Annotated in this window: 7 protein-coding genes; 2 read left to right on the forward strand and 5 right to left on the reverse strand. The window is 65.5% G+C overall.

The window, feature by feature from the left end; all coding sequences use genetic code 11:
• Positions 1–303 (forward strand): acyl-CoA thioesterase (locus PSTU_RS0115225; protein ID WP_019341886.1); only part of this gene is annotated, 303 nt, incomplete at its 5' end.
• Between the two features lie 7 nt (positions 304–310).
• On the opposite strand, the gene PSTU_RS0115230 is transcribed toward PSTU_RS0115225, so the two are convergent.
• Positions 311–1,492, reverse strand: coding sequence for a GGDEF domain-containing protein (locus PSTU_RS0115230; RefSeq protein WP_019341887.1), 1,182 nt, complete (start codon positions 1,490–1,492; stop codon positions 311–313).
• A 169-nt stretch (positions 1,493–1,661) separates the two neighbouring features.
• On the opposite strand from PSTU_RS0115230, the gene PSTU_RS0115235 reads away from it, so the two are divergent.
• Positions 1,662–2,579 (forward strand): AEC family transporter, encoded by a 918-nt coding sequence (locus PSTU_RS0115235; RefSeq protein ID WP_019341888.1) that lies wholly within the window; start codon positions 1,662–1,664, stop codon positions 2,577–2,579.
• A gap of 31 nt (positions 2,580–2,610) precedes the next feature.
• Here the strand turns inward: PSTU_RS0115235 and PSTU_RS0115240 are convergent, their stop codons facing one another.
• The 4 genes from PSTU_RS0115240 to recB form a co-directional block, all read right to left on the reverse strand.
• Positions 2,611–3,315: a substrate-binding periplasmic protein gene (locus PSTU_RS0115240; protein ID WP_019341889.1), complete on the reverse strand. Its 705-nt coding sequence runs from the start codon at positions 3,313–3,315 to the stop codon at positions 2,611–2,613.
• Between the two features lie 164 nt (positions 3,316–3,479).
• Positions 3,480–3,929: a hypothetical protein gene (locus tag PSTU_RS0115245; RefSeq protein WP_019341890.1), complete on the reverse strand. Its 450-nt coding sequence runs from the start codon at positions 3,927–3,929 to the stop codon at positions 3,480–3,482.
• Positions 3,930–4,064: 135 nt separating this feature from the next.
• Positions 4,065–5,912, reverse strand: coding sequence for an exodeoxyribonuclease V subunit alpha (gene recD / locus PSTU_RS0115250; protein WP_019341891.1), 1,848 nt, complete (start codon positions 5,910–5,912; stop codon positions 4,065–4,067).
• Between the two features lie 319 nt (positions 5,913–6,231).
• Positions 6,232–9,780 (reverse strand): exodeoxyribonuclease V subunit beta, encoded by a 3,549-nt coding sequence (recB, locus tag PSTU_RS0115255; protein ID WP_019341892.1) that lies wholly within the window; start codon positions 9,778–9,780, stop codon positions 6,232–6,234.
• Between the last annotated feature and the right edge of the window lie 461 nt (positions 9,781–10,241).

The following is a 10,241-nucleotide window of genomic DNA, read 5'->3' on the forward strand; positions in this document are numbered from 1 at the left end:
GGCGGCTGGCTGGTGTCACAAATGGATCTGGCTGGCACCGCCATGGCCAGCCGCGTCGCCGCTGGCCGTGTGGCCACGGTGTCCATCGACCGCATGGCCTTCATGGTCCCGGTGGCGGTCGGCGCGCAGCTGTCGTTCTATACCCAGACGCTGGATGTCGGCCGCAGCTCGATTCGCATGCTGGTAGAGGTGTGGAGCGATGACCCGCTATCGAGCGAGTGGCGCAAGGTCACCGAAGCGGTATTCGTCTTTGTCGCCATCGATGGCAGCGGGCGCACCCGCCCGGTCACACCGCGCCGCTGAGCGACAGTCAGCGCACCACGTAGCGGTTCTTTCCCGCTCGCTTGGCCTGGTACAACGCCGCATCGGCAGCCTGATAGAGCTGCTCGGCGCTCTGGCCTGGCTGCCACATCGCAATGCCAATGCTCGTCGTGGCGCATCCACACTGCGTTGAGGCGGGATGAGGTATGGCACGTTCAACGAAGTCGGAAAGCAGCTGCGACGCGATGGCCTGCGCCGAGTTCGCATCGCAGTTGAGCAACAGCAGGGCGAATTCTTCCCCCCCGACCCGCGCTGCTAGGTCCATCGGCCGCCGTGAAAAACGGCCCAGTAGTTCGCCGAAATCGCGGATCAACGCATCACCGGCCGGGTGTCCCAAGCAGTCGTTATAGGCTTTGAAATCATCCAGATCGAGCAGCAGCAGGGCGAGCGGCTGGCCATCCCGGCGGGCCTGCAACAGCGTCTGCCGCAGGGCTGTGTCGAAGCTGCGCCGGTTGGCCAGGCCTGTCAGCGAGTCGTGCTGCGCGACCCAGCCGAGCAGCTGGCGCACCAGAAATTGCTCACGCTGCGAGTATTCATGGATGTAGCGGCTGATCGCCCCGAGCGTCAGCAGCAGCACGTAGTAGCTGACCGCGACCCAATGCACCTGCATTTGGCTGGATGACAGGATGAGCGCCGCCATCACGACATCAATGACGATGATCGACGCTGCACTGATCAGGGCGCGCCAGAACGTAACGCCGAGAAAGAAGAACGAGCAGACGATCAACAGACCCGCGCCGTAGCGGAACGCCAGCACCGTCTCGGACGCTTCGTAATGGATGTCGATGCGCGCCGCAACAACCCCAACCAGCACCAGCAGCAACGGAAACAACCGATTGGCAACGAGCCCGATTCGCCGGTTGAAGCCCCTCAGCAGCAGAATCGCAGCGCCTGGCGCGAACTCTACGAAGCGCAATAGCGCCAACTCACGAAGCCGCAGCGGATCCGAATCGGCATACAGCTGCCATTCAACGAAGTGATAGCCAGTAACCACCATCAGCAAAAGGCAGGCACCCAAAACCTGCGCCGAACGCGCTTGGCGCGCCAGGTAACGGCGGAATTCGAGCTCCAGATCTGACGAGAACCGCAAACCGCGAAAACCCGCGAGCAGCTGTCGACCATGCGGGGTATCGCGAAAATCTTCGGCAGACTGCTGTTCTAGGGGATGCATCGTAATAGCTCATGGCACGGCGCGGGCGATGATAGCACTTAGGCATCATCCTGATGATTTTCCCGATGAACGTACCGCGCACGAGCTGGCGCAACGCTATCCGAGCGCTTCGCGCATCTCTTGCCGACGCCGTCACGAGACGCCACTATCGACGCACCTACACTGTTGGATGTATCGCGTGACTGCCCTCCTACTGGCCCTCTGGCCTTTATTCGCCCTGATCATTGCCGGCTATTTCCTGCGATTGCGAGACTTCCCCAGTGAGCCATTCTGGCCGGGCGCCGAGCGGATCAACTACTTCGTGCTGTTCCCCGCACTGCTATTCAGCAGCCTGGCCACCGCGCCGCTGGATAATCCGGCACTGACGCGCCTGGCCGGCGCGGTCATGCTCGCATTGGGGCTGGTGTGGGTGGCTTTACTGCTGCTCAAGCGGGTACGCAACTGGCCAGCGGCCCGCTTCGGTGCCTTCGCCCAGGGCGGGCTGCGTTTCAACACCTATCTCGGACTGGCGGCGGTGGGCAGTCTTTTTGGTAAGGAAGGACTGGCGTTGGCAGCGCTGATGCTGGCGTTGATGGTGCCCACGGTGAACGTGATGTCGGTGTGGGCATTGACTGCCGAGCGGGGCGTCAGCGCACGCTCGTTGCTGCTGCCGATCCTGAAAAACCCGCTGATACTCGCCTGCCTGACCGGCGCGCTGGTGAATCTCTCAGGCTTTGGCTTGCCCGGCGGCACGGATCGCCTGCTGGGTCTGCTCGCCGCCGCAAGCCTGCCGCTGGGTCTGCTCTGCGTCGGCGCCGCGCTGAAACCGCGAGAGCTCGGCGGTGAAGTTCCGGCGCTCGGCTGGAACAGCGCCCTGCGACTGCTGGCGGTTCCACTCTTGGCTTATTCCGTCGCCAGGCTGCTCCATCTGCCCGCAATGGAAACAACCATCATCGTGCTGTTCTTTGCCCTGCCCACGGCGCCCACCGCCTACGTGCTGACCCGCCAGCTCGGCGGTGACAGCCATCTGATGGCGGGCATCATCACCCTGCAGACGCTACTCGCCGCGGCCAGCTTGCCGCTGGTACTGACGCTGCTCGAACGCTGACGTCTTTACCAAACACCCGTCATCGCAGCTGTCATTGCGCGGTCGTGGTGATTTGGCGCCGGGACACTTCGTCGGATGTGAACGACTCGATCAGCCGCTGATAGTCGCCGCTCTCCCGCAAGGCTTGAAGCCCCCGGTCAAAGCTCTCGATCAGTTGTGCGGCGTCTGGCCGGCTGCGCGGGACGATGAGATGCATCGTCTGGCGGCTCAGCACCGAGCCGGAAACATGAAACCGCGACCGAGCCGCTCCGGTTGACTGCAGGGCATGGAGACCCAGCTGAAGATCGGCCAGAAAGAAGTCATCTCGACCGAGCAATAGCAACAGTGCGCATTCGTTCAAACCCCGCGGCGAATGGCGGACCAGCACCCCCTGATCAACCAGCGACTGGACCGCGACTGGCAGCTGCCAGCCCAGTGGGAGGCAAAGCCGTCTGCCTCTGCTACCGGCAAGTTTATCGACCTCGACCGCCTCCGTGGCGCGACTGAACAGGTGCTGCTCGGACACATACAGCGGTGCCGAATAAAGAAACGCCTGCTCGCGCTGTTTGGCCCGGATATAGGGGTATGTCGCGTCGTACTCGCCGCGCAGGGTCATCATGTAGCCCCGCTTCCAGGGCTGCCAGGCAAGCGACGACGCGGTCCCGCTGCGGTCGAGTGCCGCCTGCACCACCGCCGTCAGCATCCCGCCCCCGGACAGCGCCCGTCCCGTGAGCGGGGCGTAGTCATCGCCAGTCACTAGCTGCAGTTCCGTCCCATGCGCGCCGAAACAAACGGCCAGGCTTAACAGCAGAGTCCGGTTCCAAAATCCCTTCATCAAAACCCTTGCCGCCCTTGCAAACGAATGGAGCGCAGCCTGCGCCACTATTGAAAGAAACATCGCGATCAGCGAAGCGTATGCCGCTAGCGAACAACCTGGCCACGCGACAGGCGCAACAGCAGCAGTGCCATGCCCACCCCGGCAGCAACCAACACCAGCATCGGGCCCAGGTAGCCGACCAGCTCCTGCAGCCATGCGAGCAACGGGCGAACTATCATCAGGCGGGCTTCATCGCCATCATCCCTGAGCCCATAGGCACCCGCCAGCCAGATCTCATAGGCCGCTCGCAGTGGCCAGAAGCAAAATGGCAGCAGCAACAGGCACACCCAATAGCCGCTACGCCGCCGAGGCCCAAGTAGCCCCCAGGGTCGATAGGCTGTGCGAATCAGCTGGAAACAGCAGAAGCTGTAATAGGTGATCAACAGCACCGCAAAGGCGTTGCGCCAGGACAGGTCGAGCCAGAGCTCGCGCCCCGCCGCCCCAGTCAGTACCAGGCTGAGCAAGGCCCAGGCAAGAAGAAAGAAGCTTTTCATCGCAGGTCCCGATTGTCGGTTGGCCGTTCGGCGAACGTCCATCGGAACAGAATCTGCCCGGTCATACGCACAACCGCTTCACGAAACCGGCGCGATGCGTGGCGATCAGACCGACTCCGAGCAACCACACATCTGTCAGAACAAACTGAGCTGATCAGCCACCGGCTCGCTGCTCGGCGTTGGCATGGGCGCCGCTCCGGCTCGGCCCGCTGCGTCGGTAGAAGCCAGTCGCTCGGCGAGCCCCGCGGCTCGTTCGGCACGAGTGTTGACTGCCTCAGCCAGCCGTGCCGGCAGTGCCCAGATCTCCACCTTGCGCTTGGCCCGGGTGATGCCGGTGTAGAACAGCGAACGCGTCAGCAGCGGGCTGGGTTGTTCGGGCAGCGCCAGCAATACCTCGGCGAACTCCGAGCCCTGACTCTTGTGCACCGTCATGGCGAAGGCGCTGTCATGGCTCGGCAGCCGCGCCGGTGCGAAGCCGCGATAGCCTTCGTCGCCCTCGAAGAACACCCGCAGGCCCTGTTCGGTTTTCAGACACAGACCGATATCGCCGTTGAACAGGCCCAGCGCGTAATCGTTCTGTCGCACCATCACCGCGCGGCCAGGATACCAGCGCTCGCGGGTCGGCACGCCGAGGCGGCGCTTGAAGCGCGCCTCCAGCGCCTCGTTGATGCCGCTGACGCCAAAGGCGCCTTCGCGCTGGGCGGTCAGCGCACGGAAGCCGTTGAAGGCGTCGAACGCGGCGGATGGATCAGCCTGCCGCGAGGCCTGCAAATAAGGCGAATAGCCCTGCTCGAGCCGTTCGATCAGCGCCGCGGGGCTGGGCGTCTCGTTCCAGGCGAGGTCTGCGCGCCCCTCCTGCAGCAGCGCAACCGTGCCCTTGGCGTCGCCAGCGTTGATCCGCCGCGCCAGTTCGCCAATGCCGCTGTCGCCGGCGAAACGGTGGCTGTGGGTCAGCAACACCACCGCATCGCCGAGGCGCGAGCGCGGCGTCTCGACCGCTACGGGCTGGCCGGTGATGCGCTCGAGATCCGCGGCCGCCTCGGCATCGAAACCGCGCCCTTCACAGAGTTCGGCGAACACCGCGCCGGCCTCCACCGCCGCCAGCTGATCCTTGTCGCCGAGCAGGATCAGCCGCGCCTTCGGTGGCAGCGCGGCGACCAGCTTGGCCATCAGCGCCAGGTCGACCATCGAGGCTTCGTCGACGACCAACACATCCAGCGCCAGCGGGTTGGCCGCGTCGTGGTGCACTTTCGGGCTGTCGCCGCGACTGCCGAGCAGGCGGTGCAGGGTCCGCGCATCGTCCGGCAAGGCTTCTTTAATGGCATCGCTGACTGGCAACTCGGCCTTGGCGTTACGGATCGCTTCGGCCATACGCGCTGCCGCCTTGCCGGTGGGGGCGGCGAGGCCGATGGCCAGACGCTCGCCGCCCGGCTGTTCCAGCAGCGCTGCCAGCAGGCGCACCACGGTTGTGGTCTTGCCGGTGCCGGGGCCGCCGGAGATCACCGCAAGGCGCCGACGTACCGCCTGGGCCGCTGATAATCGCTGCCAGTCGGGGCGTTGCTGGTTGAAGGCAAACAAGCGCGCCAGGCTGTCGCTCAGCCGCGCTTCATCGACATCCGGCGCGTCTGCGGCGCGGGTCAGCAATTGCTCGGCCAGCTGTTGTTCGTAGGCCTGGTAACGGGCGAGATAGAGCCGCTCACCGACCAGGGTAAGCGGCGCGTAATCGCCCGCCCTGCCGACCAGCGGCGAGGCCTCCAGCTGGGCCCGCCATTTCTCCAGCGACGGCAGGCTGAGATCGACCTCCGGCCAGGGACGTTGGCCAGCGAATCGCTGAAGCGGCAGGCAGACGTTTCCGGCTGCCAGCGCCTCACAGCACAGTGCCGCGGCGACCAGCACCTCATCTGGCGCCTGCGGTTCGAGGCGCTGCAAGCTCGCAACAAACGCACGCTCCAGCGGGCCAAGCGGTAGATCAGCGAAGGTCATCGGACGCTCCTAAAAAATAATGACCAAAGGGCCGTGCAGGCCGATTCGCGGTCAAGACCGCTCCCACAACGGCCTGCCCGCCCCGCCAGCCGTGGCAGTAGCCTCGACCGCGAAAGCACACCGTCAACCCACCGCGAACGCTCAGATCTGTGCCACATAGCCACCCCAACCGCGCCACCGCACCAATCCCGTGGGAGCGGTCTCGACCGCGAAAGCACACCATCAAGCCACCCCGAACGCTTAGACCGGCACCACATAGCCACCCCAACCGCGCCACCGCACCAATCTCGTGGGAGCGGTCTCGACCGCGAAAGGGCACTCATCGCCCGTCCTCGAACAGGCGATCCAGCGCATCGAGCAATGCGTCATCGGGCCGTGCGAAATACACACCCGCCTCGGGCATCCCGCGCAGGAACAGGTAGAAGGCGCCGCCGAGCTGCTCGTCTTGAAAGTCCGCCAGCCGCTGGCGCAGGAAGCGGCGTAGCGCCACCAGGTAGATCAGGTATTGCAGGTAGTAATGCTCGCCTGCCAGCGCCTGCAGCAGCCGTTCGCCGCCGTAGTAACTGGCGTCCGGGCCGAGCCAGTTGGACTTGTAGTCGGCGATGTACCAGCGGCCGTCGTGCTCGAAGGTCAAATCGATGAAGCCCTTGAGAAAACCCTTGAGGCTGTCGAACTCCAGCCGCGCCGCCGCTTCGCGCAATGGTTCGGCGAGGCCGTTGGCCGGATCGACCAATAGGCTGCGCAGCCGCGTCACGTCGAGGTCCCGTACCGGAAAGGTGAAGCCGAGTTCGGGCAGGCGTCTGGCCGATTGCAGCGCGGCGAGGGTCAGGCCGGCGCCATCCATATCGGTGTCGAGCACCTTTTGCAGATGGCTGATGGCGATTTCCTTCCACTCCAGCGGCAGACCGTAGGCCTGCAAAGCGGGTTCGACCAGCGCCTCCAGCTCGCCTTTGCCTCGCGCCCAGTCTTCGAGGATCGCGTGCAGGCAGGTGCCGGCGCGCGCACCGCGGGGAAACGCAAAGAAGCCGCTGCCCGGCTCGCCGGCATCAGGAATGGCAAGAGCGTCGCGGTCGGGCGCTTCCATATGCATGCCGGCTGCAAGACCGGAAAAGCTGCCGATCCGCCAGGCACTGTGCAGGCTGCGATTGAGCTGCAACAGCTGCTGAGGCGGCGCGGCGCGGCCGGGACCCTGCGCATTGGCTTCGCGCGACTCCAGCGGCAGGCAGGCCATATGGCCTTCGCTTCCCTGCACCAGTCGCTCGATGGCCAGGCGAAGGCTGCCGCCGTTGAGGTCGGCCAGATGATTGCCCAGCTCGGTCAACGGTTGCTCGCCAGGCAGTTCGCGTCCGTGTAGCAGCCAGGCCAGGGCGCTGCTGTGCAGGCCTTCGTCGGCCAGGCTGCCATCCTTTTTTGGTTTGCAGAGATTCACAGGCCCCCAGTGCAACCAGAGCCGGTCGCGCGCGCGAGTCAGGGCCACATAGGCCAGGCGCAGCTGCTCGGCGAAGACCTCCTGGCGGGCGTGTTCGAGGTGGTCTTCCAGCGCGTCGCTGCCGAGATCCAGCAGCGGCTGGCCATTAGCATCGTGGCAACGGGCGCTGTCGCGGTTCTTGCCGAGCAGCTTGCCGTCCCAGAGGAAGGGGCAGAACACCAGCGGGTATTCCAGGCCCTTGCTGGTGTGGATGGTGACGATCTGCACCCGCTCGGCATCGCTTTCCAGGCGCAGCAGGGCTTCTTCGCCGGCGCCTTCGCTGCCGCGCTGCAGGTTGAACCAGGCGAGCAGCGGCTCAAGACCCGGGCGCAGCAGGCTTTCGGCTTGCAGCAGTTCACCCAGGTGCAGGAGGTTGGTCAGCCGACGTTCGCCATCGCCACGCGCCAGCAGCCGTTCCGCCACCGCCTGCTCGTCGAGCCAGGCACGGAATACGCGCATGAATCCCTGCTGCTGCCAGAGCTGGTGATAGCGCTCGGCGGCTTCACGCTCGGCGTCCCATTGCTGCTGGTCGTCCTGGCAGCGGGCGAGATCGGCGGCGCTGCGGCCCACTAGGCGCGTGGCCAGTGCATAACGCAGCAGCCCTTCGCGGCCGGGCTCGGCGTAGGCGGCGAGCACCGCGGCCAGCTCAGTCGCCTCCTCACTGCGCCAGACGCTGTCACGCCCGCGGCGCACGCTGGGCACACCGCGCGCCGCCAGCTCATCGGCGATCATCCCTGCCTGGCGGTGGTTGGCCACCAGCACGGCTATATCGCCACCTTTCAGCGGAGTAAACACACCGTCCTTGGCGAAACCGGCGCGCCCTTCCGCGGCGCCCGCCAGTTGCAGGGCGATACGCCGGGCAGTGTCGCTCGCCGCCAGTTGCGCGGCTTCGCCCTTGCCCAGCGGATCGTCACCCAGCCAGACGAGCGACAGCGGCGCGGCTTCGCCCTCCTCCACCAGCCGCAAGCTCGCACGCGGCTTGTCGGTCGCGCCTACTGCTGGATAGCGCAGATCAGGTTGGGCGAACGGCTGCGGATGATCGAACAGCTGGTTCAAGGCGGCGATCAGCGCGGGCGTCGAGCGGTAATTGGTCGGCAGGTTGAAGGGCTCGCGATCGGCCTGCTGCTTGGCCGTCATATACGTTGCAAGGTCCGCCCCGCGGAAGGCGTAGATCGCCTGTTTGGGATCGCCGACAAAACACAGCGACGCCTCGCCCGCCTTGGCATAAATGCGGTTGAAGATGGCGTACTGGATCGGATCGGTATCCTGGAACTCGTCGATCAGCGCCAGCGGATAGGTGGCACGCAGCGAGGCCGCCAGGTCTTCGCCGACCGGGCCTTGCAGCGCCTGGTCCAGACGATTGAGCAGATCGTCGAAGGCCAGCAGCCGCTGCGCCGCCTTGCGCTCCGGCAGCTCACGGTTGAGCCGCTCCAGCAGCGCGACTTGCAAGGCGATCAGCCGTTGCTTGCCCGCCGGCAGCGCCTCGGCGACCTGATCGGCCAGTTCATCCAGTGCATGGGCCAGTTCGCAAACGGGCGCGTCATGGCCCTTCTTGCAGGCTTTCGTCAGCGCGCGGACACCGAACTTGGCCGCACCCTCGGGCAGGTCGAACATCACGGCCGGATCGGCGAAATAGGCATCCAAATCCATCTGCCAGGGCGCAAATTTGATGCTTTTGTGGGTGCTCTGGCTGAGTCCACCATGGGCCAGCAGCTCGGCGACCCAGGCGCTGCCGGCGCTTTTCCACAACTCGGCCGCGCGCTGCCAGGCAGCCTCCACCGGGCGTAAATCGGCGGCGACCGGTGCGCCCTGGGGTTCGACCCGCAGATAAGGCTTGCCTAGATGGCTGCGCAGCCGCTGGCGTAACCACTGCGGAGTGATCCGGCTCTTGGCGAGAAAGCGTGCCCAGGCCGGATCGGCGTCGGCCAGCTCGCTGCGCCAGGCGTCGGCGAGCAGCGCGTCGATGATCTCGCGATCGTCGGCGGTCAGCTCACTGTCGAAATCGCCACCGGCTTCGAACGCCGCGTCCTGCAACGCGCGCTGGCAGAAGCCATGGATGGTGAAGATCGCCGCCTCGTCGAAGCCGTGCACGGCCAGCAACAACCGCCGCCGCGAGGCTTCGTCCGGGTAGCGCGCATGCAGCCGATTGAGGAAGTCGTCATCGCTGGGTGTACCGTCATAGACCGCCAACAGGTCGGCCAGCCGCGCACGGATGCGCTCGCGCAGCTCGGCGGTGGCGGCGGTGGTGTAGGTCACCACGAGGATCTGCCCCACCGACAGCTGCCGCTCCAGCAGCAAACGCGCATAGAGCGCGGTGAGCGTCCAGGTCTTGCCGGTGCCGGCGCTGGCCTCGATCAGCGAGCGGCCATCGAAGGGGGAATTGAGGAGGTCGAGTTTCATGGTTGCGCCTCCGGCTGTCTGGGCTCTGCACTACCAGACACAGTGGTATCGCTGCGAAGTCCGGGTTTCGCCCCGCCGGGCGAGTCACTTTCTCTTTGCTTGTGCAAAGAGAAAGTAACCAAAGAGAAAGCACACCCCACATCCGGCCCCGGCTGCGCCGGGGTTCCCTCGCTCCATCGGTCCTCCAGAGGCCCGCTCCGAAGGGACATCCCTGTCCCTTCGGAGCTCTCGCGGCGTCCATGCCGCTCGACCACTTCCAGACCGACTCCACTCGGCCTCCTGAAGGGGCCCGGCCCCCGGCACGACCTGCCTCGTATGACCGAAGCATCTGCATGGGCGGGGCAGCGGTTATTGCGAGGCAGAGATCGTTGCAGTGCAATCGGGGCGGCACCCGATGCCCCTTCAGGAGGCCGAGCGGAGGCGTTGCGCAGGGGGACGCGAGGCATGGACGCCGAGCGAGG

It is taken from the genome of Stutzerimonas stutzeri SDM-LAC (assembly GCF_000235745.1).
Classification (GTDB): domain Bacteria; phylum Pseudomonadota; class Gammaproteobacteria; order Pseudomonadales; family Pseudomonadaceae; genus Stutzerimonas; species Stutzerimonas stutzeri_H.